Annotated in this window: 22 protein-coding genes; 13 read left to right on the top strand and 9 right to left on the bottom strand. The window is 49.8% G+C overall.

Annotated features, from left to right (window positions below; translation table 11 throughout):
* Nucleotides 1–35 precede the first annotated feature (35 nt).
* The 7 genes from rsxA to nth are packed head-to-tail and all read left to right on the top strand — an operon-like array spanning nucleotide 36 to nucleotide 6,591.
* Nucleotides 36–617, top strand: a complete 582-nt coding sequence (gene rsxA, locus AC566Q_RS08760; protein WP_105936744.1) for an electron transport complex subunit RsxA — start codon at nucleotides 36–38, stop codon at nucleotides 615–617.
* On the top strand, nucleotides 617–1,183 hold the full coding sequence (gene rsxB / locus AC566Q_RS08755) for an electron transport complex subunit RsxB (RefSeq protein ID WP_499615865.1): 567 nt from the start codon (nucleotides 617–619) through the stop codon (nucleotides 1,181–1,183). The genes rsxA and rsxB overlap by 1 nt, the downstream gene beginning before the upstream one ends.
* Nucleotide 1,184: 1 nt before the next feature.
* Nucleotides 1,185–3,515: an electron transport complex subunit RsxC gene (gene rsxC / locus AC566Q_RS08750; protein WP_499615862.1), complete on the top strand. Its 2,331-nt coding sequence runs from the start codon at nucleotides 1,185–1,187 to the stop codon at nucleotides 3,513–3,515.
* Nucleotides 3,516–3,517: 2 nt separating this feature from the next.
* A complete protein-coding gene (rsxD, locus tag AC566Q_RS08745; RefSeq protein WP_499615858.1) occupies nucleotides 3,518–4,609 on the top strand; it encodes an electron transport complex subunit RsxD in 1,092 nt (363 codons plus the stop codon).
* Nucleotides 4,609–5,259 carry an electron transport complex subunit RsxG gene (gene rsxG / locus AC566Q_RS08740; RefSeq protein WP_499615855.1) on the top strand — a complete coding sequence of 217 codons (651 nt, stop codon included), beginning with the start codon at nucleotides 4,609–4,611 and terminating at the stop codon, nucleotides 5,257–5,259. Before rsxD ends, rsxG begins: the two co-directional genes overlap by 1 nt.
* The gene (locus AC566Q_RS08735; RefSeq protein WP_499617422.1) at nucleotides 5,255–5,950 is read left to right on the top strand and encodes an electron transport complex subunit E; all 696 of its coding nucleotides are present in this window, start codon (nucleotides 5,255–5,257) and stop codon (nucleotides 5,948–5,950) included. The genes rsxG and AC566Q_RS08735 overlap by 5 nt, the downstream gene beginning before the upstream one ends.
* A gap of 5 nt (nucleotides 5,951–5,955) precedes the next feature.
* Nucleotides 5,956–6,591 (top strand): endonuclease III, encoded by a 636-nt coding sequence (nth, locus tag AC566Q_RS08730; protein WP_499615852.1) that lies wholly within the window; start codon nucleotides 5,956–5,958, stop codon nucleotides 6,589–6,591.
* A 67-nt stretch (nucleotides 6,592–6,658) separates the two neighbouring features.
* Here the strand turns inward: nth and AC566Q_RS08725 are convergent, their stop codons facing one another.
* Nucleotides 6,659–7,777 (bottom strand): RNA polymerase sigma factor, encoded by a 1,119-nt coding sequence (locus AC566Q_RS08725; RefSeq protein WP_499615849.1) that lies wholly within the window; start codon nucleotides 7,775–7,777, stop codon nucleotides 6,659–6,661.
* The gene (locus AC566Q_RS08720) at nucleotides 7,774–7,935 is read right to left on the bottom strand and encodes a hypothetical protein (protein ID WP_499615846.1); all 162 of its coding nucleotides are present in this window, start codon (nucleotides 7,933–7,935) and stop codon (nucleotides 7,774–7,776) included. The genes AC566Q_RS08725 and AC566Q_RS08720 overlap by 4 nt, the downstream gene beginning before the upstream one ends.
* A gap of 247 nt (nucleotides 7,936–8,182) precedes the next feature.
* On the opposite strand from AC566Q_RS08720, the gene gloA reads away from it, so the two are divergent.
* Nucleotides 8,183–8,566 carry a lactoylglutathione lyase gene (gloA, locus tag AC566Q_RS08715; RefSeq protein ID WP_499615843.1) on the top strand — a complete coding sequence of 128 codons (384 nt, stop codon included), beginning with the start codon at nucleotides 8,183–8,185 and terminating at the stop codon, nucleotides 8,564–8,566.
* A gap of 6 nt (nucleotides 8,567–8,572) precedes the next feature.
* Nucleotides 8,573–9,574: a glycerophosphodiester phosphodiesterase gene (gene glpQ / locus AC566Q_RS08710; protein ID WP_499615840.1), complete on the top strand. Its 1,002-nt coding sequence runs from the start codon at nucleotides 8,573–8,575 to the stop codon at nucleotides 9,572–9,574.
* Between the two features lie 58 nt (nucleotides 9,575–9,632).
* Here the strand turns inward: glpQ and AC566Q_RS08705 are convergent, their stop codons facing one another.
* Nucleotides 9,633–10,466 (bottom strand): flagellar protein MotY, encoded by an 834-nt coding sequence (locus tag AC566Q_RS08705; protein ID WP_499617419.1) that lies wholly within the window; start codon nucleotides 10,464–10,466, stop codon nucleotides 9,633–9,635.
* 253 nt (nucleotides 10,467–10,719) lie between these two features.
* On the opposite strand from AC566Q_RS08705, the gene rnt reads away from it, so the two are divergent.
* Entirely contained in the window at nucleotides 10,720–11,361 is a 642-nt protein-coding gene (rnt, locus tag AC566Q_RS08700) for a ribonuclease T (protein ID WP_499615837.1), read from the top strand.
* A 106-nt stretch (nucleotides 11,362–11,467) separates the two neighbouring features.
* Here the strand turns inward: rnt and AC566Q_RS08695 are convergent, their stop codons facing one another.
* A complete protein-coding gene (locus tag AC566Q_RS08695) occupies nucleotides 11,468–12,073 on the bottom strand; it encodes a peroxiredoxin (protein ID WP_105936734.1) in 606 nt (201 codons plus the stop codon).
* 257 nt (nucleotides 12,074–12,330) lie between these two features.
* Between AC566Q_RS08695 and AC566Q_RS08690 the strand changes: the two genes are divergently transcribed.
* Nucleotides 12,331–12,525, top strand: a complete 195-nt coding sequence (locus AC566Q_RS08690; protein ID WP_105936733.1) for a (2Fe-2S)-binding protein — start codon at nucleotides 12,331–12,333, stop codon at nucleotides 12,523–12,525.
* A 22-nt stretch (nucleotides 12,526–12,547) separates the two neighbouring features.
* Here AC566Q_RS08690 and AC566Q_RS08685 read toward each other — a convergent pair whose 3' ends face one another.
* The 5 genes from AC566Q_RS08685 to AC566Q_RS08665 form a co-directional block, all read right to left on the bottom strand.
* A complete protein-coding gene (locus AC566Q_RS08685) occupies nucleotides 12,548–15,322 on the bottom strand; it encodes a TonB-dependent receptor plug domain-containing protein (protein ID WP_499615834.1) in 2,775 nt (924 codons plus the stop codon).
* A gap of 189 nt (nucleotides 15,323–15,511) precedes the next feature.
* On the bottom strand, nucleotides 15,512–16,546 hold the full coding sequence (locus AC566Q_RS08680; RefSeq protein ID WP_499615830.1) for a FecR family protein: 1,035 nt from the start codon (nucleotides 16,544–16,546) through the stop codon (nucleotides 15,512–15,514).
* Nucleotides 16,547–16,559: 13 nt separating this feature from the next.
* Nucleotides 16,560–17,102, bottom strand: a complete 543-nt coding sequence (locus AC566Q_RS08675; RefSeq protein WP_105936730.1) for an RNA polymerase sigma factor — start codon at nucleotides 17,100–17,102, stop codon at nucleotides 16,560–16,562.
* 86 nt (nucleotides 17,103–17,188) lie between these two features.
* Nucleotides 17,189–19,768 carry a TonB-dependent receptor plug domain-containing protein gene (locus AC566Q_RS08670; protein ID WP_499615828.1) on the bottom strand — a complete coding sequence of 860 codons (2,580 nt, stop codon included), beginning with the start codon at nucleotides 19,766–19,768 and terminating at the stop codon, nucleotides 17,189–17,191.
* 1,017 nt (nucleotides 19,769–20,785) lie between these two features.
* The gene (locus tag AC566Q_RS08665; protein ID WP_499615825.1) at nucleotides 20,786–21,133 is read right to left on the bottom strand and encodes a Grx4 family monothiol glutaredoxin; all 348 of its coding nucleotides are present in this window, start codon (nucleotides 21,131–21,133) and stop codon (nucleotides 20,786–20,788) included.
* 457 nt (nucleotides 21,134–21,590) lie between these two features.
* On the opposite strand from AC566Q_RS08665, the gene sodB reads away from it, so the two are divergent.
* Nucleotides 21,591–22,175, top strand: coding sequence for a superoxide dismutase [Fe] (gene sodB / locus AC566Q_RS08660; RefSeq protein ID WP_499615822.1), 585 nt, complete (start codon nucleotides 21,591–21,593; stop codon nucleotides 22,173–22,175).
* A 235-nt stretch (nucleotides 22,176–22,410) separates the two neighbouring features.
* Nucleotides 22,411–24,333: a PrkA family serine protein kinase gene (locus AC566Q_RS08655; protein WP_499615819.1), complete on the top strand. Its 1,923-nt coding sequence runs from the start codon at nucleotides 22,411–22,413 to the stop codon at nucleotides 24,331–24,333.
* Nucleotides 24,334–24,351 lie beyond the last annotated feature (18 nt).

The raw sequence follows: 24,351 nt of genomic DNA, 5'->3' as shown, positions 1-24,351 counted from the left end.
GGCAAAATTCTGAATAACGGTGTAAGCAAAACCTGATGACCGAATTTCTACTGTTACTGATCAGTACAGTCCTGGTAAATAACTTTGTTCTGGTGAAGTTTCTCGGACTCTGCCCGTTTATGGGTGTGTCCAGTAAGCTCGAAACCGCCATAGGCATGTCAATGGCCACCACTTTCGTGCTAACCCTGGCATCCGTGTGCAGCTACCTGGTTGAAACCTACCTGCTGCAGCCTTTGGGCATCAGTTTCTTGCGCACACTAAGCTTTATTCTGGTTATTGCTGTAGTGGTCCAGTTTACTGAAATGGTCGTTCACAAAACCAGCCCGACGCTGTACCGGTTGCTGGGTATTTTCCTGCCTCTGATTACCACCAATTGTGCAGTACTTGGGGTGGCTCTGCTCAATCTCACCGAACAGCATAATCTGGTAGAGAGTATTGTTTATGGTTTCGGCGCCGCAGTGGGGTTTTCACTGGCCATGATATTGTTCGCCGCTATGCGCGAAAGGCTGGCAGCAGCCGACGTGCCTACGCCATTTAAAGGCGCCTCTATCGCTATGATCACGGCCGGATTAATGTCATTAGCTTTTATGGGCTTTAGCGGACTGGTTAAGTTGTAATGTTATTATCTTCATTAATTGCGCTGGGACTCCCGGCGTTGGCATTCGGGCTGGCCCTTGGTTATGCAGCAGTTCGCTTTAAAGTGGAAGGCGACCCGCTGGTTGATCAGGTCGATGCTATTCTTCCGCAGACCCAGTGTGGTCAGTGTGGTTACCCTGGCTGTCGTCCCTATGCAGAGGCCATTGCCAATGGTGATGATATCAACAAGTGCCCGCCAGGCGGCGAATCCACCATTAAGGAGTTGGCTGAGCTGATGGGCGTAGAAGCCAAACCGCTGGATGCCGCGCACGGTGAAGACGCCGCGCCTAAAGTAGCCTACATCCGGGAAGACGAATGTATCGGCTGTACCAAGTGTATTCAGGCTTGCCCGGTAGATGCCATCGTTGGCGCAGCAAAACAAATGCACACGGTAATAACCGATGCCTGCACGGGCTGCGATCTCTGCGTGGAGCCCTGCCCGGTAGATTGTATAGATATGGTCACGGTGGACCCCACTACTGCCTCCTGGCAGTGGGATTTTAATCAAACACCCCGTGGCGACATTCCGGTTAAAGTGATTTCCTGATATGCCGTATGATTTTGAGCAGATAGTCGAGCGCATCGAGCAGCAAAAATTCTGGGCCTTCCCCGGTGGTGTACACCCGGACGGGCGTAAGCACCTGTCCAATCAAACGGCAATCAACACGTTGCCAGTCCCCAAACAGCTGGTTATCCCGATAAAACAGCACATCGGCACCGCAGGCGCTTGTCTGGTGTCAGTTGGCGATAGAGTATTAAAAGGGCAAACGCTTACCAGCAGCCCGCATCCTTTTTCAGTGCCGGTACATGCGCCGACATCTGGATTGGTCACCGCAATTGAAGAGCGCACCACGGCTCATCCCAGTGGTCTGCCAGAGCTTTGTGTGGTTATCGAAGCTGACGGCAACGACACCTGGACAGCACTCAAACCTATCGCTGATTACCAGCATCAGACTAAATCATCGCTGATCAGCGCTATTTGCGAGGCCGGTATTGCCGGCATGGGCGGCGCGGGCTTTCCCACCCATATTAAATCCACCGCGCGCAAAAAAGTTGAGTTCCTGATCATCAACGGGGTGGAATGCGAGCCGTATATCACTGCCGACGACCGTTTAATGCGTGAGTTTGCCTGGCAAATTCGCCAGGGAATCGACATTCTGAGTCACCTGATTGAGCCGAAGGTGGTGATCATTGCCATTGAGGATAATAAGCCTGAAGCTTTCAAAACCATGCAGCAGGTGTGTGACGACACGCCTGCTATTCGCGTTGTGCAAATCCCCACAAAATATCCGGCCGGAGGCGAGAAACAACTTATTCAGGTGTTGACCGGGCGCGAAGTGCCCAGAACCGGTCTGCCGGCAGACATTGGTGTGATGATGTTTAACGTGGGCACCTGCTACGCCATCGCCGATGCCATTTTACACGGTAAGCCATTAATACAGCGGGTGGTTACCGTAACCGGTGAGGCTGTGCAAAAACCACAGAATGTGTGGGCACTGATTGGAACTCCCATAGAGCACCTGCTCAGCCAGGCTCAGTATCAGCTAAAAAAGCAAAAATTGCCCACGGTGATCATGGGCGGCCCGATGATGGGCTTTACACTGCCCACCGTTGAGGTCCCCGTAGTAAAAATCACCAACTGCCTGCTGATCCCCGCCAAGAAGGAATTAAACCTCAGTCAGCGGGAGCTGGCGTGTATTCGCTGTAGTGCCTGTGCCGATGCCTGCCCGGTAAGTCTGCTGCCACAACAAATGTACTGGCACAGTAAGGCGCTGGAGCTTGATAAAGCTGAAGAATACAACCTGTTTGACTGCATAGAATGCGGTGCCTGCGCTTATGTTTGTCCCAGTGAAATTCCGCTGGTGCATTACTACCGTAAGGCGAAAGCACAAATCAGAATACAACGCGACGATAAAGACAAAGCAGAAAAATCCAAACAGCGTTTTGAAGCCCGCAAGGCCCGCCTTGAAAAAGAAAAGCAGGAGCGTGAAGCCAAGCATAAAAAAGCCGCCGCTGCGCGTAAGCAAGCCACGCAATCGGCCTCTGGAGAAGACGGCGGAGCGAAAGACAAAGTAGAGGCAGCCCTGGCCAGAGCAAAAGCGAAAAAGGCCGAGCAAGCGCAGACAACTGAAAATCCGGTAAGTGCCGAAACTCAACCTGACGACAACAAAGCCAAAGTCGCCGCCGCGATTGCCCGGGCAAAGGCTAAAAAAGCCCAACAAACCGAAGCACCAGCAGTTGATTCAACGAACAGTGCTGAGGACGAACGCAAGGCAAAAGTCGCCGCTGCAGTGGCCAGAGCTAAAGCGAAGAAAGCCGCTCAGCAGACAGAACAGGACAGCACTGCAAACGCAACTGACTCAGCACCCGCAGAAAGCGCTGAAGACGCACGAAAAGCCAAGGTAGCCGCAGCGGTGGCCAAAGCAAAAGCGAAGAAACAAGCAGCGTCCGGTGCGCCAACAGAAAGTACTGCCGAAACAGACGATGACAGCGATAGCCGGGAAGCTCAGCGTAAAGCTAAAATTGCTGCTGCGGTGGCCAAAGCAAAGGCTAAGAAGCAGGCGGCGGAGCAAGCCGGGGGCGAGCCGCAGAATCCAGAACATGCACCAGCAGAGTCCGCGGAGGAAGATGACTCGCCGGAAGCCCAGCGCAAAGCCAAAATCGCCGCTGCTGTCGCCAAGGCAAAAGCTAAAAAGCAAGCGGCTGAGCAAGCCGGGAGCGAACCTCAGGCAACCGAACATGAACCGGCAGAGCGCGCGCAGGACGAAGACTCACCAGAAGCACAGCGCAAGGCCAAAATCGCCGCTGCGGTTGCCCGCGCCAAAGCTAAAAAAGCGCAGCGAGAAGCCCAGCAAAGCGGCTCAGAGGATAACGAATAATCATGAAGTTAGTACTATCGAGCTCCCCTCACCAGCATGTGCGACGCCGTACCGATCAGGTTATGCGACTGGTCATCTACGCCATGGTGCCCGGTGTGATAGCCCAGCTTTACTTTTTTGGCTGGGGCGTGCTGATACAGATGCTTATTGCTCTGGTAACCGCTTTGGTTTCAGAAAGTGCGATTGTGGCCTTACGAAAACGTCAGATTGGTCAGGCGCTACAAGATTATAGTGCCGTGGTAACCGCCCTGCTCTTAGCGGTTAGTTTGCCGCCGTTGTTACCATGGTGGATGACCGTTATCGGGACGTTTTTTGCAATTGCAGTCGTCAAACAACTATACGGCGGTCTTGGGTTCAACCTGTTTAATCCGGCCATGGCAGCCTATGTGATGCTGCTGATCTCTTTCCCGGCCGCGATGAGCAGTTGGTTGCCACCCGGCGAATTGGCCGCTCATGCCGTCAGCTTCGGCGATGTTGTCAGCGTGATTTTTACCGGGTTTAGTCAAAGCGGTTATGATATTAACCAACTCAGAGCCGGTATAGACGGCGTCACTATGGCAACCCCACTGGACTATGTCAAAACCCAGGTGAGCCAGGGTTACACTTATTCTGAGGCCATTAATCACCGGCAATTTACCGACAGCTTATGGTCATCTGCCAGTCTGGGTTGGAGCGCCGTGGCGCTGGCCTATATGCTGGGCGGTCTGGTGTTAATTCAGCAGCGGATCATCAGTTGGCATATCCCTGCTTCGCTTATCGCTGGCGTTGCCGTCACTGCCACTTTTTTATCTATGATTAATGGTGATGTTTATGGCTCGGCACTATTTCACTGCATTAACGGGGCTGTATTATTTGGCGCTTTCTTCATTGCCACCGACCCGGTTTCAGCATCCACCACGCCCCGCGGTCGGCTTATTTTTGGCGCCGCCATCGGCTTCTGGACGGTTATTATCCGGACTTTTGGTGGCTATCCCGACGCCATCGCGTTTAGCGTAGTGATCATGAATATGGCGGTACCGCTGATCGATTATTACACGCAACCCAAAGTTTATGGCCAGCAGCAACCAGTTAAGCAAACGCAAGGAGAGCCCTGATGCCGTTAAACAGCATTACCAAAAACGGCCTTATTCTTACCGGTTTTGCCTTAATGACTACTGCCCTGATTGCCATTACTTTCGACGGAACCAAACAGCGTATTGATAAGCAGCGGGCTAAAAAGAAGCTGGCAACCCTCAACGAGGTTGTTCCGCCGGCCCTGTATGATAATCAGCTTTACCTGGACTGTATTACTATAGACGCCAGCGCTCTGGGCGATGAGCCCAAATCGGTATACCGCGCACGCCAAAACGGTGACGACGCCGCCCTGGCGATGGAATTTACAGCTCCCGATGGTTACAGCGGTAATATCGATCTGATAGCAGGCGTTGCTATCAACGGTGAAGTACTGGGCGTGAGAGTATTGTCACATCAGGAAACTCCGGGGCTTGGTGATAAAATTGAAATGAGCGTCAGTGACTGGATGCTGTCATTTAATGGTAAATCATACAATGAAGACCAGGCCAAGCGCTGGCAGGTAAAGAAGGACGGCGGTCAGTTTGACCAGTTTACCGGCGCAACAATAACCCCCAGAGCTGTAGTAGGCAGTGTAGCGCGCACATTGGCTTATGTTGAGGCTAACCAACACCAGCTGTTTAATACGCCAAGTAATTGTCAGGCTGCAGCGCAGACCGGAGGACAGCATTAATATGTTTAAGCAGCTCACCATTGATGGTTTATGGAAAAACAACCCTGCACTGGTTCAGCTTCTCGGGCTTTGCCCGCTGCTGGCAGTTACATCAAGCGTTATTAACGGTCTGGGCCTGGGTCTGGCTACGGCGCTGGTACTTATCGGTTCCAATGCAACTGTGTCGATCATTCGCGATTGGGTAACCCCGGCAATACGCATTCCGGTATTTGTGATGATCATCGCCGCCTTCGTTACTATTATTCAGTTGTTGATGAATGCTTTCACCTATGAGCTTTACCTGGCATTGGGGATATTTATCCCCCTTATCGTAACTAACTGTGCCATTATCGGCCGCGCCGAAGCCTTTGCATCAAAGAATCCTTTACCGGTTTCGGCATTTGATGGCCTGATGATGGGCTTAGGTTTCACGTTTATTCTGGTGGTCCTCGGTGGACTCCGGGAACTACTGGGTAACGGCACCCTGTTAAACGGTGCAGAGCGTCTTTTTGGGGCAGGAGCGGAAAGCTGGAAAGTCACTGTTTTTACCACTGAACACCCCTTTTTACTGGCCATCTTACCGCCGGGCGCGTTTTTAGGTATGGGCCTGCTTATTGCTGTTAAAAACATTATCGATAAGAAAATGGCAGAGCAAGCCGCTGCCAGTGAAACCAAAACCGTTGTCCGTGCCCGGGTCACTGCAGAGAGTTAGAAGTCATGAATAAAGCCAAACGACTGGAAATTTTAACCCGTCTTCGTGATGCCAATCCGCACCCGACCACCGAGCTTAATTTCTCCAGCCCTTTTGAGTTGCTCGTGGCCGTAACGCTATCGGCACAGGCAACGGATGTCAGTGTAAATAAAGCAACTGACAAACTTTTCCCGGTTGCCAATACCCCAGAGGCCATTTATGCACTGGGAGTAGAAGGATTAAAAGATTACATCAAAACCATTGGTCTGTTTAATTCAAAAGCACAAAACGTCCATAAGCTTTGCCAGATCCTGATTGAACAACATGGTGGTGAAGTACCGGAAAGTCGTGAGGCACTCGAAGCCTTGCCCGGCGTTGGCAGAAAAACGGCTAATGTGGTGCTCAACACCGCGTTTGGCTGGCCGACCATTGCAGTGGACACCCACATTTATCGCGTATCGAATCGCACCAAATTTGCCATGGGCAAAACGGTAGAAAAAGTAGAAGAGAAGCTGCTTAAAGTGGTACCCAAAGAGTTCAAGGTCGACGTACATCACTGGCTTATCCTGCACGGACGCTACACCTGTACCGCCCGCAAGCCTCGCTGTGGCTCATGCATTATTGAAGACTTGTGTGAATTTAAGGACAAGGTGGACGACTAGTTCCGGCACCTCGTTTGTACTCAAAAGGGGTCATTCTTCTGGCTCTGAGCCTGTTACGAGCGGCCGCCTACAAACGGCCGCTACCTATCAGCCCGGCTATCATACCGGTGAAGCCAACTATCAGCGCGCCATAGAGCCCGATATTGCCCCAGCAACGCTGCCAAAAGGCCTGACGCTCTGATTCAGCGGATAGCGGTTTACTGCCGAACAGGTCATACATTATAACCCGTTGCATTTTCTTGGTCTGCACACTTAAACCACCCGCAAATAGAGTATAAGCCAGCACCGGCATCACCCAACCGGTGGTTAACTCATAAGCCCCGGCCAGTAACACGCCGCTTATCAGTAGCCAGATGACGGTGATTTTGCGCAACTGTTTAAGGCGCACTTTCTGACTCTCGATGGTCATATTCTTCAGTGGTAACCGGGTACTCCAAAACACACTCAAGGCCCCCAGTAAAGAGGCAAAGAAAGCACCGCTTAGCAGTATTTTCATCACACCAGCACCGCCAGATTTCGCTAACACGGTTCCACCAGTGGCCTGGGCAGGCGCGCTGACACTGGCTCCGGCCAGCAATATGGAAGTAATAGTTAACGTCGGCGCGGTGGTTAAAATAAGCTGACCATAGCGGTCCAGCAAACTGGCTTTTAAGGCTTTGCGTGCCCGGCTTAGCCGCTGGCGAACCAGCTCCGGTGACACCGAGAGTAACTCAGCCACCTGACTGGCAGACTGGTCTTCCCGGTAATACAGCAACACCATTTCGCGACTTTCTTCAGGCAGCTCATCGACCACTTGTTTAAGGATCAATCCGGTTTGTTCGCGGTTCAGGCTGGTCTCTGGCGGCAATTCGTCATCACAATAAGCGGCGAACAAGGCATCCGCCTCCTCACCACCCACACGGTCTGCCAGGCGATTATCGCGCAGGTAATTATAGGCCGCGTAGCGCGCCGACTGACGGACCCAGGGTAAAAAACTGGCCGCATTTTTGAGCGTGTGCAGCTTTTGCCAGCAACTGATAAATACCTGCTGGGTAATTTCCTCGCTGGCATCAAGATCGCGGGTTATCGACAGTGCAATGCTGGCTATGGTATTACGGCTGGCCGCCACCAGCCGGTTAAATGCCGATTCATCGCCGCGCTGCGCGGCAATCACATCGTCACTTGAAATCACGCTTTGTGCAGTCATTCTTTTGCTCCATGCTGTTGTTCATTGTACCCACTATGCAACGATTCGCCGCCTGCAGCATTGCTATTGGCAGACCAAATCGCCACCACAATAGCCACAATTACACCAAACGAGCGGGTACGGGTGTTGTTACATAACCTTCTCAGCGATTTCTTCATCAGAGTATCTTCCTTATTTAACCGTGTTTATTAAAGAAACCGCTTCCACCAAAAGTGTGACAGATAATTAAAAATAATGTCGAAACGCGCTTTTTACTTAGTCAGGCTTTCAAACCAGCTATTTAGCCCGCTGGTCACAATTTACTTTAATCTGCCAGGCAGATTAATTACAGTGCCACAATAAACTTTGTCACTGTCATACTGTTGAAAAACAGCTGAATTATATTGCCTGATTAAGGAGCTTTTTATGCGAATGTTACACACCATGTTACGGGTTAAAGACCTGGATACTTCCCTGGCGTTTTATGTTGATACCATGGGCATGAAGTTACTGCGTAAAAGCGAGAATACCGAATACGAATATACCCTGGCATTTGTAGGTTATGCCGATGAGTCGGAGCAAGCAGTCCTGGAATTAACTTACAACTGGGGAGATAACGAGTACGACCTGGGCAATGCCTATGGTCACGTTGCCTTTGCCGTCGAGGATATCTATGCCTTTTGCGAACAGCTGGAAGCAAAAGGTGCGGATGTTTATCGCAAACCGGGGCCGGTAAAAGGCGGTAAAACCGTGATTGCCTTTGTTCGCGATCCTGACGGTTATGCCATTGAATTAATTCAACCTGAGTAACCTTTTGTGTTAAACGTCTCTGTAAAAACACTGCGAATCCTGTCACTGACCGCTCTGGTGTCATTTCAATCCATGGCGTTCGATATCATTGCTCACCGCGGCGCGTCGGGTTACCTGCCTGAGCATACGCTGGCGTCCACGGCCATGGCTTACGCCCAGCAACCAGACTACATTGAGCAGGATCTGGTGATGACAGGCGATGGCCACCTGGTGGTGTTACATGATATTCATCTGGAAAGGGTTACCAATGTAGAAACGGTTTTCCCCATCCGACACCGCGAGGACGGGCGTTATTATGCGCTGGACTTTACCCTGTCTGAACTCAGGTCACTAAACGTCCACGAACGCACCGATGCAAAGGGTAAACAGGTCTACTCAAATCGTTATCAGGGCAACGGTCCGTTTTCTGTTGCAACGTTTGAGGAACATATCAGCACAATCCTTTCTCTTAATGCTACTACCGGTGGATCCGTGGGTTTGTACGCTGAAATCAAATCGCCTGCCTGGCATCGGGAACAGGGCGTAGATATCAGTAAAGCGGTGCTTGAGGTATTACGTGAACATCATCTCGATGATGTCAGCGCCAACATCTACATTCAGTGCTTTGATTTTGCTGAAATTAAACGTCTGAGAGAGGAACTTGGGGCCGAGGTAAAACTAATACAGCTGTTGGCAGAGAACAGCTGGAACGAAACCCCAACAAACTATGATAAATTAAAAACACAGGAAGGTATCGAAGAGTTATCCCGTTATGTTCAGGGTATTGGACCATGGCTTGGTCATGTCACCCGGTATGAGGGTGGCAAACCCACGACTGAGTTAACCCCCTGGATCGAAACCGCAAAACAACAAGGCCTGTTAATTCATCCCTATACTTATCGTACAGATGCTTTACCGCCAGGGATAAGTGCAGATCAGTTACTGATGCTGATCATAAAAAAATGGCAGTTTGACGGGCTGTTTACCGACCAGGTTCCGCCGGTAAAGCGCTTTTTACAAAGCCAGTAACCACGACCCTGTAAAAAAGCCGCGAAAGTTATCGCGGTTTTTTTATGCTTCAACAGATTCAGGATTTTGCCATCCTGACCACTACCCTGCGGTTCGTTGCCCGCGACTGACTGGTGGTATTGGGCGCAATATGCCGTTTCTCACCATGCCCGGTTATTTCGATGCGATCCTCACCTACGCCTAAGTCGGTAAGGAAATTTTTTACTTCGTTAGCGCGTTTTACCGATAGCTGCTGGTTATTCCAGGAGCCGCCGTAGCTATCGGTATAGCCATCAAGCAGCACCAGTTCCAGTTCGTTATCCTCACGCAAATAGTCGCCTATCATTTGCAGGCGTCGTTTGGAATATTTGGACAACTCGGTAGAGTTTTTCTCATAGCTCAGCACTGTGTAGCTGATGTCGTCAAAACTGTATGGCAGTAAATTGGCCACACAGCTGACAAACTCCTGATACACCGGCGCAAAGTTACTGGCGTTAAGGCCTACGGCAACCTTATCATTCGGGTTGTACCAGTCCTGATAATAAATGGTTGGCCAAAACCCTTTTTCCAGCTCGCTAAGCATGGTCCAGGCGGTATCTTCGGGCAAGTCACCATCGTACTGGGTGCGCAAGGTCATATCGGCAATTTGCCGGGCCCTGACGCCGGGCATCCACTTCGGGGGCACCGCATAAACTGCGGCCGTGCCAAATTTCTTAGGCAGCAGATTCATATCCAGCACAAACTCCATATTGAGCTGCTTGGACGCTTCACTGGTAAACTGGGCTTCACCGTATCCGGGTAATGCATGACTGAGAGTGCAGCTTAGCCGGGTTTGCTCACTAAGTTGCCACTGTGAGCTTTCTACCGTTGAATGGTACTGACGCAGCGATGCCTGCACAGGCGTAGCAGCCATCCCCAAAAATCCAATGGAAAATGAAATAAGCGAAACCGATTTCAACATGTATAGCCTCAGCAATCGATAAACCTGTTAACCTTCGTCTCTATCTTATCGTCAACGAACAATAAAAGTTTAGCACCGGGTAGATAGTCAGCGCTAATATTGACATAATTCCGCCCCTGATGAGAACTTTGTTTGATTATCCGAACACTGGGTCCATCCGCCATTACCGTCAGGTTTACTATTCAACCACCAGATATAGAGTGATATGTCACAAACAATTCCCCCTTTGTCACAACGCTTCAGAGGCTACTTTCCGGTTATCATTGATGTCGAGACTGCGGGCTTTAACGCCACCACCGATGCCTTATTAGAAATTGCCGCCGTGACTCTGAGCATGGACAGCAATGGCATGTTAGCGCCAGCCGAAACCTTTCATGCGCACATTACACCGTTTGAGGGGGCAAACCTGGAACAAGCTGCACTCGATTTTAATGGCATCGATCCTGACTGCGCTTTACGTGGCGCAATCAGTGAAGATGAAGCGATGAAAGGTTTATGCAAACATATTCGCAAGCTGCAGAAAGCCGCGGACTGCCAGCGCAGCGTAATAGTGGCGCATAATGCCACGTTCGATCAGGGTTTTGTGAATGCGGCGATTGCACGTTGCAATATTAAACGTACGCCATTCCACCCATTTGTTTCATTTGACACCACCACACTCGCCGGGCTTGCTTTAGGGCAAACCGTATTGGTAAAGGCCTGTCAGGCCGCCGGCATCAGCTTTGATCAGAACGAAGCCCATTCCGCCCTTTACGATGCCGAAAGAACTGCCGAATTGTTCTGCTATATCCTTAATCGCTATGCCAGTCTGGGCGGCTGGCCATTACCCGCACCAGACGAAAACTAAGTTTAGTAATTAGCACTATAGCCGTAAGTCAGGGATCGTCTGAGCTAAAAAATCAAAGCAAAAAAAAGAGGCACCGGAGTGCCTCTTTTCGTTAATTAAATCGTGATTAAAGTTCTTCTGACTTCTCAGACAGATACTTAGCAACACCTGCAGGGCTTGCGTCCATACCCGCTTTACCTTCAGTCCAGCCAGCCGGGCAAACTTCACCGTGCTCTTCGTGGAAATCCAGCGCATCAACCATACGTAACATTTCATCGATATTACGACCTAAAGGCAGATCGTTAACTACCTGATGGCGTACCTGACCTTCTTTGTCGATCAGGAAAGAACCACGGAACGCAACACCTGCTTCCGGATGCTCAACGTCATAGGCCTGACAAATTTCGTGCTTGGTGTCAGCAACCAGCGTGTATTTAACCGGCCCGATACCGCCTTCATTTACAGGGGTGTTACGCCATGCGTTGTGCGAGAACTGAGAATCGATTGATACACCGATAACCTCAACGCCACGCTTAGTGAATTCTTCGTAACGCTTATCAAAAGCAATCAGTTCTGACGGACATACAAAGGTAAAGTCCAGTGGATAGAAAAAGACAACTGCTTTTTTGCCTTTAATGGCTTCGCTCAGGGTAAAGCTGTCAACAATTTCACCACTGCCTAACACGGCTGCTGCAGTAAAATCCGGGGCTGGACGTCCAACAAGTACGCTCATATCTATTCTCCATTTTCATTATGTGAATGGCAGTAGTTGTGATCTATATCACATCAGTATCTGCTGCTGCCTGATATAGTGAGTGCAATAAATGAAAATACAATTGACGTTACAGACTTTTTTAAACTCATCAGACCAGATGGCCTGTATATTTCCTCAATATGTGACCGAACCATCATAAATCTGCACAAAATATTTGCAATAACCTCAAATAACAATTATTATCATTTGCATATTGTTATTGGAGTTTATGTTTTATGTATGTCTGCATGTGTTACGGTGTAACAGATACCGCGATACGCAAAGCGGTAACCGACAGTGGCGTTGGCAATATACGTGATCTGCGTGAACAGCTGCAATTGGGCTCGCAATGTGGCAAATGCATACAAATGGCCCAACAGGTCATCGACTCGACAATCATTAACGAAAGTTTATTTAAGGACGTTGGCTAACGTCCTTTTTTGTCCCACATTTTTACCAACCCCCTATAAACGCAATAAACCCATAACGCCCATCAAATCCCCCCGGACTCGTCGACGGGTATTTCGCTCCGGCAACAAAGCGATGTGGATTTAATTCAGGCTGGGTATTAAAGACATTATTGATCCCCATCGTTAACTTCCAGTCTTCTGCAAGTTTATAGGACCATCGCGCATCCATAGTGAAACGCCCTGGCGCTTCGATATCGTAGCCGGCCGAAGCGTCGAGATGATCTTCATAAAAGGCACCAAAATAATGAACTTGCCAGGCTAACTGGTGCGCACCGAATGATTGCGTCAGGCTGATGTTAGCCCGGTAAGCTGGCAGGTTGTCCTCGAGCATTCTGATCCGCTGGGTTGTGAGATTTACGGCGCCGTCCCGCTGCTCGTAATCCTGAGCGGTCACACGGATCACCTGGGTATCAGTCCAGTTTAACGTGGCTAATAACTGATGCTGCCAGCCCTGCCAGTCGAACTGCCAGTTAAACACCAAGTCCAGCCCCCGGGTGCGGGTATCAAAATCATTGGTGAAAAACTTCGCGCTGCGATACGTTTCAGCCTCTTCAAACCCCTGTTCAAGTAATAGCCCGACGGTTTGTTCATCCAGTTCTATGGCCGACGTTGTGCTGATACGATCCGCTAAATAGATCTGATAGAAATCCAGTGTAAGTTGCGCAGCAGGCGACAGACTGGCCATCAGGCCCACACTAAAATTAACCGATTCTTCCGGCGTTAATTCGCGGGCTCCCAGCTTTACCGCCACACTGTTGGTAGGTGGTAAAGTGATCTGATCTTCCAGTCCATTAAGACCAAATTTAGTACTGATATTAATGATATTGCTCTGCCCGACAGTAGGTGCCTTAAACCCGGTACTTACCGAAGAACGATACGCAAGGGTTTCAGTGGCCTGCCAGCGAAGGCTTAGCTTACCATCTACGTGAGTACCAAAATCAGAAAAGTCTTCCGCTCTGAACGCCGCCGTAGTGAACCAGGTATCACTTAAAGGCATGGTTAAATCTACATAAACAGCCCGTGTTTCTCGCTGCCACTCACCGGATGTTTCTGGTCGATAGCCCGGAAAGCCGTTAGCGCCCACCGAAAACCCGGCGCTCACCCCCTGGCGATTTTGCGCAAAACGTCCTACCTCGTAGGAAGCCTGTTCGCCAGCAATTTGCCGGTAACGCTCGCTACGCCATTCCAGTCCCAACGCCAGGGTAAATGGCTCATAGAAGCCGGTAGGCAGACTTTTGAGGAGCCCGATACTGGCATTACGCTCAATTTGCGCAGCCCCTCCGGGCCGAAATGTGGTGGGCGAATCAGGCCCAAGCGAGGGGTTAACCGTGTTATTAATGTAATAACGAATACCAGAATAGCCTGCTCCTACACTTACATCGTACAGCCAGGCATCACCAAACTCACCGCGACTGCCGGCGTAAAATGTGCCATCTTTCACCCGGCCACCAAAGCGCGGCGTAAACCCGCCTGGAAACCATTCGTTAAACGCAAAACAGTTACGCCCCACCGCACTTTGTTCATCGGCAATTTGTTGGTATGTAGCACTAGCCAGTACATTATCACCCGTTAACAGAATGGTTGGGCATTCAATGCCTTCACCTAAGCCGTCCAGGTCGGCAATTAGCAGTTCACCAGGCTGGCTCGCACCAGCGACGAATACGCCCTGCCGACGCTGCGGATTGCGGAAATAAAACTCCCCTTCCATATCCCGACTGGTGCCCAGCGCAAAAGCGTATACTTCATGCTGGCGGGAAACAGGCACAACTAGATTTGCCGCTAGCTTAACATCTCGATCCATGGCTGCACTGCCCCACTTTTGCGCGGGTATCGCGATAACTTTATTGCCGGCATCAAGCAGTGCCTGGGCATCCTCGCGCTGAACACTGCGGTCGGTAGGATTTTGCTGTTGATACTCGGCACTCAGCTGCAGAGCCCCCTTCTGGCCAATAGCCAGCCCCTGACTTACCTGCACGCTGACCTGCTCTCCATCACCGGCTGAATACTGACCGCCAGTGAATGAAATACTGCCCTGCCCCGGCGTACTTTTCAGTTTAAAGTTCATCACTCCGGCAATAGCATCAGAACCATATTGGGCCGCTGCACCATCGCGAAGTACTTCGGCCTGTTCTATAGCACTCACCGGCAATACCGAAATGTCCGGCCCCTGGGCACCATCAGACAAACCGCCGCCCAAAAATGTGATCACGGCCGAACGGTGGCGGCGTTTACCGTTTACCAGCGTTAGCGTGTGATCAGATGCCAGCCCGCGAAGATTTGCCGGTCGCACCAACATAGCCGCATCGTTGGTGGTTTGCGCACTGACATTAAATGATGGGAGCACCTGAGTTAACGCATCGAGCATGGTCTGACTGCCGGCAAAAAAAGGATTATCGGTAGCAATAATATCCAGTGGCACCGCCGAATCGTATGCTCCACGTGCTGATGCCCGGTTACCCAGCACTGAAATACGCTCGTATACGGGCCCTTCATCAATGGTTATTTTGGAGCTTTCTTCGCGGAGCGCGTTAACTGGAGGCTCAGTCTGTCTGGGAACAATGGTCAGATAACCTTTATTATCCCTATGAATGGTGAGAGGAGAGTTTTCTAATAAAAGGTTAAGCGCTTCCTCCAGAGTATATTGCCCCTGGATCCCCGGCAACACAACCTGCTGGGCCAGCTCAAAGGGAAACAACAACGTCGTTCTGGCCTGACCGGCCAGTTCGATAAGGGATTTATCGGCGGTTTGTGGCCTCACTGAAAAGTCATACTGTGGCGCTGTTGAGTATTCTTTAATAGCGCCCAAAACGGGTGGTACCGGCCAGGCAGCCACCAGCAAAAAAGTAAAAAGCCAACAATGAGAACAACGTTTGCGCAATGTTACTTGTTAAAGTTAGGTAAAATTCCGCTAATAGTTACACAAAGCGGCAGGTCGTGCACTTTTTTATCACGCCCCCGATTTGGTATGCAGATGAATAGTCTTATCAGACCCTTCATAGGAGCTGATAGCAAAACTATTTTCCAGTGCGGCCAGCAAGCCTTTTATATCCCCTACCCGGAAATAGCCCGCTACCCGGGTAGCCTTAAGTGCTTCATCATCAATCACAAACTTAACCTGTGTATAGCGGCTGATTTCCTGTAACGCCTGGGGTAGTTGCTCGCCGGTAAAGACAATCTGGCCATCTTGCCAGGCAAGACTCTGGGCAATTTCTGATTGCGTCAGCGACTCTCTTGGCGAAACTTTATCACTGACCAGCACTTTTTCGCCGGCGAACACCATTACGCCTTCCCGAGCGAACACCGGTTGCGGTTGTTGCTCTGAAGCCGCCTCATTTGACTGCCTGGAAACCCTGACTTTACCTTCAGTCACAGTCAGTTCAAATGCCTTGGCTCGGGTAAACTGCATATTAAACGCGGTGCCTACCGCCGTTACTGCATTGTTACCGGCTGATACCGTAAAAGGTTTTACCGGGTCTTTGGCAACCTCAAAATGTGCCTCGCCTTTAATTAGTGCTACCTGACGGGAGTCGGCGTAAAAGGCCACATGAATTTCGGTATCGGTGTTTAAATAGACTCTTGAACCATCAGCCAGAGTAACGGTTTTCTGTTCGCCTACCAGTGTCTGGCTATGCTCCGTTAGCATTACCTGCTGCGCAGGTTCACCGGGGCTGCTCAGCCACTGCCAGCTAATTAATCCGCTGAGCATAAACACAGCCGCAGCACTGATAAGCCAGCGCCTGGATGGTGATGATTTCGTGGGTTTTTGCACCGGTGCCAGTTCCCGTACCGTGTTCATCACACTTATCTCATCCCACAATGCTGCCATCTCTGCCAGTACTTTCTGATGAGAAGGATTGCTGGCGATCCAGTCTTTCAGTACTTCGGTTTCCTGCACCGTGAGCCCACGATCAATAGCGGCTATCCAGTCACATGCGGTAGCCTGTATGGTTTCTTTACTGTTAAATTGACTTACATTACTCATAACTACTATTGACCTACCCCAGATTTGACTGACTGTCGTCAGCGCGCTGAGGCTGCTGTTGGCGAGCCAGGAACTGAGCGCATTGCATAAGCCCTTTAGCCACATGTTTTTCCACTGTACTTTCACTGAGTTGCAGCAGCTCGGCGATATCGCGCTGACTCATATCGTACACTTTCTTCAGCAAAAAAACGCGCTTAACTTGTGCCGGCAAACTTTCCGTTGCCTGGCAAAAATGAATAAAACGCTGTTTACTTTCAAACTGTTTTTCCAGTGACGCATCCATATTGCTGTGTGACAACAGATCCATATTCTCAACCTGGTCATTCAGCTTATGCGCCGCCCGGGACACATGATTAAGGGCGAGATTACGCACCGTTCTTAACATGTAAGTCCGCTCGTACTGAATTTCCTGATTTAATTCAGCTTCATAACTTTTAACAAAGGCATCCTGCACTATATCTTCAACGTCGTTATCGTCCACAATATTTGCCACCGCTCGCATCAGACGCAGGCGGTATTTCAAATAAGTTGCGGCAATTTTAGAGTGTCCGCTCATTGTTCGGTATCTGGCAACATGGCTACTATTACATTAAACAAACAACCGGCCGGGCTACCCCGGCCGGCCAGTGGCATTATTCTACCTTAAAAAGTATAGATACCTCTTACATAATAAAAGCCACCGTTGATACCGATTGGCGATGTTGTCGGATATTTAGAACCGGCAATTTCGTTATCCCACATCACGTTGCGATCAGGACGCTCATCAAACAGATTCTTGGCACCGACCACCAGTTGCAGGTCATCAGTAAAGTGATAGCCCACTTCCATATCAAAGGTAAACTCAGCGCTGACATTATCGATAGGCAGCCCGGAATCCAGGTGATCTTCATAAATGCTGCCAGCATAGTTCATGCGACCTAAGATACGCCAGTCACCATTAGTATGATTTGCTGTCAGGCTATAACGAATGGCCGGCAGGTTGTCTTCCAGCATATGGATCCGTTCGGCTGAGATGTTATCTGACGCATCATCGACGGTAGTCGATGTCCAGTTATAAGCCAGCGCAAGCTTGGTTTCACCGCCGTACATGTCGAAAGAATAGTTAGCGACGATATCCACACCTTCAGTGGTGGTATCAAAATCATTGGTAAAGAAACTGACTTCAGAGAAGCTCGAGGCATCCTCTACGCCCTGAGCAAGCAAGGCTTCAATGTCTTCTTCCGTTAAGCTGATACCCGAAGTGGTGCTGATCCGATCGGTCACCTCAATGTTGTAGTAATCCACTGTCAGGAACAAGCCGTTGTCAAACTCAGCGACCATACCAACGCTCATGCTTTCAGACTCTTCCGGCGTTAACTGTGTACCGCCCTTCTGAACAGAAATCGGATCGGTAGGTGGCAGGGTTGCACGGTCGATAAGGCGACCATCAGTACCAAATGCGGTAGTTACGTTACGCACGTTACTCTGGCCAATGGTTGGCGCTTTAAAACCCGTGCTGAAAGCACCTCGGAATGCAATGGCATCAGTTGCCTGATAGCGCAGTGATATTTTCCCCTTGGTGGTGTCACCAAAGTCTGAAAAGTCTTCATAACGAACGGCCGCCGTTAACAACAGATCGTCAGTCAGATACGCTTCTGCATCCAGATACAGCGCAATATTGTGGCGCGAGGCTTCACCGGCACTACGCGTAGACAAGCCAGGGAAACCATTTGAGCCAATACCAAAGCCTTGTGACGCCAACGGACCAATAGCAAAAGATGCCGGATCGCCCGCTTCACTCTCGTAAGTCTCATGACGGTACTGGAAACCACCGGCCAGATAAACCGGCTCAGACAGCCCCATATCAATAGGCTTGGTTAAGTCGATGTCCAGTGATTTTTCGGTTTGGGTGTACATACCCGGTTTGAATGAGGTGGGTGTATCCGGCCCGAGGGAAGGGTTGATGGTATTGCTGATAGCAAAGTCAACGGAATTCTGACCGAAGTTCAGGCTCACGTCATAACCAATTTCATTGCCCAGTTCGCCGCTCGTACCAAACACCAGTGACATGTCTTCCACAGTGCCGCCAAAACGCGGTGTAAAACCGCCCGGGAACATTTCGTTAAAGGCAAAACAGTTAGCACCTACAGCGGTAGAGTTATCCGCTATCAGGCCGTAATCTGCGTCATCCAGCACATTACCATCGGTAATGCGCACTAACGGACACTCAACGCCGGTACCAACGCCATCCAAATCGCCCACCAACAACAATGGCGTGCCGTCTTCATCCGTGCCGCCATCGGCAACACCGCCACGGGTATGTGGGTTACGATAATAGAATCCGCCTTCGACTTCACGCTCTGCGTAGTTACCAAACAGGTACAAACGGGAATCATCGCTTAAATCCATTCCGAGATTGGCAAATAACTTAAGATCATCTTTGATTTCCGGGCTACCCCAGATTTGGGCTGGATCGGCAACAGCGGTATTGCCAGCAGCAATTAGTGCGGCAGCATCGTCACGCTGAACACTGCGCGAGGTTGGATTAGCGGTACGGTACTCACCGGTGAAGTTAGCGAAACCATCGTCACCCAAAGGTAAACCGATATTACCGCTTAACTGCATCATGTCACCATCGCCTTCATAGTATGAACCGTAGCGGGCTTCAAATATGCCACCTTCAGCACTGTCTTTGAGCACGAAGTTAACCACACCGGCAATAGCATCTGAACCGTACTGAGCTGCTGCACCGTCGCGTAATACTTCAACCTGCTTTAAGGCAGCCGCGGGGATGGTTGAAATATCAGGCCCCTGCGCACCGTCAGATAAGCCGCCGCCTAAAAAGGTAATTACCGCAGAACGGTGACGACGCTTACCGTTAACCAGCACCAGGGTATGATCCGACGCCATACCACGCAGGTTAGCCGGACGCACCAGGGTGGAAGCATCGTTGATTGGCTGATCATTAACGTTAAACGACGGCACCACCGTTTGCATCATGGATACCATGTCGGTAGAACCCTGATTAACAAATTCTTCCTCGGAAATAATATCGATGGGTACGGCAGAGTCACCTATCGAACGCGGTGCTGCACGGGTACCGACAACGGCGATTTTCTCAACCGATTTGGCGTCGGCATCCTCCTGAGCCAGAGCGGGGGCAGCAACCACACTGGTGGCTGCTACAGAAGCTGCCAGCACCAGACGAAGTTGCACTGAAATTCTCGTCAAACTTGTTTTCATAATGGTTTCCCGGATTGTTTTTGTGGCCGGTACTGCCATCTGTTATGTGCAAACAAAATACCGGCTTTTATATCTGTTTATTTTTACCTTCTACACTGCCTGGGCAAGCCCTGACAGCAAACGTTTTATAGACGCTAAACAGCTAATAAACAAATAAAAAGTGCCAAATTGAAAATATATTTTCCGGACATGGAGGATCGGGTTTCGTGACTTGCCTATAGGTATTTGGTCGGCTAAAAAAGGCGCCGGTTCGGGGTATCTTTCAGCTACATTATTTCTTTAGCGGGATCGAGTAGGAGGCGGGATTACTCCCGCCGTCCTCACACCACCGGGCATACGGTTCCGTACCACGGCGGTTCCTGTCTGTATTGACCATAGCCAATACCTGAGTCTGTTTCGTGCATCGTGTCGCCGCTTTACCGTTTAGAACTCCGCAAACACCGCCCAGGTTTCCGACCCTTCTTGTATATTTGTCCCGGAGCAATGATTCTTCATTGCCTTGTGTTCCGATAACGCGAGAGCACGCGTGACTTGCCGCTCGTGACAGGTTCAGCCCTTCGTGCTATTGGTTTACTAGCACTACTACGGCGTCTGCTGACTTCTGATATCCCATCCCTACACCTCACGATGCGGGTAGCTCTTTAGCAAAATATCAGACCTCCCGGGGTAATTCGCGCGACCTTCCTGCTTATGCCTGTCGGCTCTACGTTGCTGCATTCCGTGCAAGTACCGGGCTTTAGCGATAATGGCCACCTCACCCTACAACAACGCCTAAACCGCTTCCTGTTCGTCAGGCCAGCATTTTGCCTTCGGCTTCCTTCAGATTTCACCTCACGATGAACACCCTTGCCGTTCGGCTAGCACTTCCCCTTGCCGGGTGTGCAGAGGACTTTCACCTCCAAGTCATCAACTCACCACCACAGTGAGTTAAACGGTGTCGAAACACCACGCGCCATGCCCGGCACACCATAAAAAAACCGGCTGTGTTAAGCCGGCTTTTTCGATAATATTGGCTAACTATTCCGCTTTGGTTTTTTCAGCAGTTTCTTTAATCAGTGGCTGAAGCTCACCTTGCTGGAACATTTCCAGAATAATGTCACACCCGCCAACTAATTCGCCGTCGACCCATAACTGAGGAAACGTAGGCCAGTTTGCATACGCTGGTAATTCCGCACGAATGTCAGGATTTTGCAAAATATCAACATAAGCAAATTGCTCGCCACAGGACATCAGCGCCTGAGATACCTGAGCTGAGAAGCCGCAGCTGGGTAATTTAGGAGAGCCTTTCATATACAGCAGGATCGGGTTTTCCGAGATTTGCTGCTGAATACGCTCTAATGTGGTTTGTTCACCGTTGTTTTCCATGAATGCCTCTTAACTTTTTACCTTTGCAGGGATATGTATGCATGAACGCCACTTTTCAAGGGCGGGTAGCGTTGATTGTACCATTAATATGTGCCGCGCATAAATTCTGATTTAACAGTTTGCCATGGCGTAAGTGATCCGATAAGTGCTTTTACGCCTATGATATAGCAAGCTGATGTTGGAGTTTCACAAGCGCTTGGGCTAATCTGTAATACAAATAGTCAGTCAGCTTGTTACGACACACAACAGCATTTGGATTGGTTACCGGTTTTGTGACTGCGATGTAATAGGTTCCCACCGCCGCCAACTAACTCAAAAAAGAAAAATTTCATCTAATTGTCATTGGGTTAAATAAATCCGTCCCTATATCATAGGGTGTCGGGATAAATGACCGTTAGATAAAAGACTTATTCTGATAACAGACTACGTACAACTAACCAAGAAAATGGAGACTCATATGGCTTTTGAACTACCAGCGTTACCTTATGAAAAAGATGCTCTGGAGCCACACATTTCTGCTGAGACGCTCGATTACCACTATGGTAAACACCACGCTACTTACGTAACCAAACTGAATGGTCTGGTAGAAGGTACTGATCTGGAATCAAAGAGCCTGGAAGAAATCGTTAAGACTTCTGAAGGCGGTGTATTCAACAACGCTGCTCAGGTATGGAACCACACGTTCTACTGGAACTGCCTAAGCCCGAACGGCGGCGGTGAGCCAACTGGCGCACTGGCAGATGCGATTATTGCAAAATGGGGTTCTTTTGAAGACTTCCAGGCTGCATTCAACGATAAAGCCGTTAACAACTTTGGTTCAAGCTGGACCTGGCTGGTTAAAACTGCTGACGGTAGCCTGGATATCGTTAACACCAGCAATGCAGCAACCCCACTGACTGACGACAGCCTGACCCCAGTGCTGACCGTGGACCTGTGGGAACACGCTTACTACATCGACTACCGTAACCTGCGTCCTAAGTACTTAGGTGGCTTCTGGGCACTGGTTAACTGGGAATTCGCAGCCGCTAACTTCGGCGCGTAAGCCCTTTTTCGTACCCGCACCCTGCGGGTACGATCCTTCTCTCCCCCACTGATAATTTTCACTTTTTTCTGCTTATTACTGCTCTTTTCCAGCCCTTAGTTCACTTGGGCCTCATGATTTTATTAACATTTTTGTTGCAAAAATAAACGACGAATTACACCTTTTGCCCATTGTTTTCTGAAATTATAGGACTATGCTGGAAGTACGGGAGACCGTTTTTTATACAGGGGTATTTATGGGTATTTTCGAGCATTACCAAGAGCGCTATGAAAAACATAAGCAAGAAGAGTTTACCATTCAGGAATTCTTAGACATCTGTAAAAACGACCCGATGGCCTATGCAAATTCCGCGGAAAGATTGCTACAGGCCATTGGTGAGCCTGAAATGATAGACACATCCACCGATCCAGCACTCAGCCGCATTTTCTCAAACCGCGTTATCGCCCGCTATCCGGCATTCCATGAATTTTTTGGCATGGAAGAAGCGATTGAACAGATAGTCTCCTACCTGCGTCACGCTGCTCAGGGGCTGGAAGAGAAGAAGCAAATTCTGTACTTGTTGGGCCCGGTAGGTGGCGGTAAATCATCACTCGCTGAACGGCTTAAAGAGCTGATGCAGAAAGTGCCGGTTTACATGATCAAAGACTCACCGGTAAACGACCATCCGTTCTGTCTGTTCGACTTAAATGAAGACGGCAACATTCTTGAACAAGAATACGGCATTCCAAAGCGGTATTTAAAAACTATCATGTCACCCTGGGCCAGAAAGCGCCTGCATGAATACAACGGTGACATCACTAAATTTAAAGTCGTGAAGGTATATCCATCCATTCTCGATCAGGTGGGCATTGCTAAAACCGAACCTGGCGATGAAAACAACCAGGATATTTCGTCGCTGGTCGGTAAAGTGGATATCCGTCGTCTGGAGCAATTTGCTCAGAACGATCCCGATGCCTACAGCTACTCAGGTTCTCTGTGTAAGGCCAATCAGGGCCTGATGGAGTTTGTGGAAATGTTTAAAGCACCAATTAAGGTGCTGCATCCGCTGCTAACTGCAACCCAGGAAGGCAATTATAACCCTACTGAAGGGTTTTCCGCCCTGCCCTTTGACGGGCTGATTCTGGCCCACTCTAACGAATCTGAATGGCAGTCGTTCCGCAACAACAAAAACAATGAAGCGTTCCTGGACCGGGTTTACATTGTAAAAGTGCCTTATTGCCTGCGCGTTTCTGAAGAAATGCGGATCTACGACAAACTATTGCAAAACAGTGAACTACACGGCGCGCCCTGCGCACCAGACACGTTAAAAAGTCTGGCTCAGTTTATTGTACTGTCACGACTTAAAGAGCCTGAGAATTCCAGCATCTATTCGAAAATGCGGGTCTACGACGGTGAAAGCCTGAAAGACACTGACCCGAAAGCTAAGTCCTATCAGGAATACCGCGATTACGCCGGGGTCGATGAGGGCATGGAAGGCTTATCTACCCGTTTCGCCTTCAAAATTTTATCCCGCGTGTTCAACTTCGATCACGCCGAGGTCGCGGCTAACCCGGTACATTTATTCTATGTGCTGGAGCGACAAATTGAGCGCGAGCAGTTCCCTCAGGATACAGCCGATCGCTATAAGGAATTTTTAAAAGGCTTCCTGATCCCGCATTACGTGGAGTTTATTGGCAAGGAAATTCAAACCGCATATCTGGAGTCTTACTCAGAGTATGGCCAGAACCTGTTTGACCGCTATGTAACCTATGCAGACTTCTGGATCCAGGATCAGGAATACCGCGATCCGGAAACCGGTCAGCTGTTTGACCGCGCGTCGCTGAATGCCGAGCTGGAGAAAACCGAAAAACCGGCCGGTATCAGTAACCCGAAAGATTTCCGTAATGAGATCGTGAATTTTGTGCTCCGTGCCCGGGCCAATAATGGGGGTAAAAACCCTAATTGGACCAGCTACGAAAAACTGCGCACCGTGATAGAGAAGAAAATGTTCTCCAATACGGAAGATTTACTGCCGGTGATTTCGTTTAACACCAAAGGGTCTGCCGAAGATCGTAAGAAACACGACGACTTTGTGAACCGGATGGTGGAAAAAGGGTATACACAAAAACAAGTACGGTTACTGTGCGAATGGTACCTGCGTGTCCGCAAAGCATCTTAGGGTGCAATTTAGCGTGAA

Source organism: Alteromonas sp. H02 (assembly GCF_059682525.1).
Note: the sequence above shows the minus strand (reverse complement) of the source record. Positions and strands in the feature narration are given on the sequence as shown.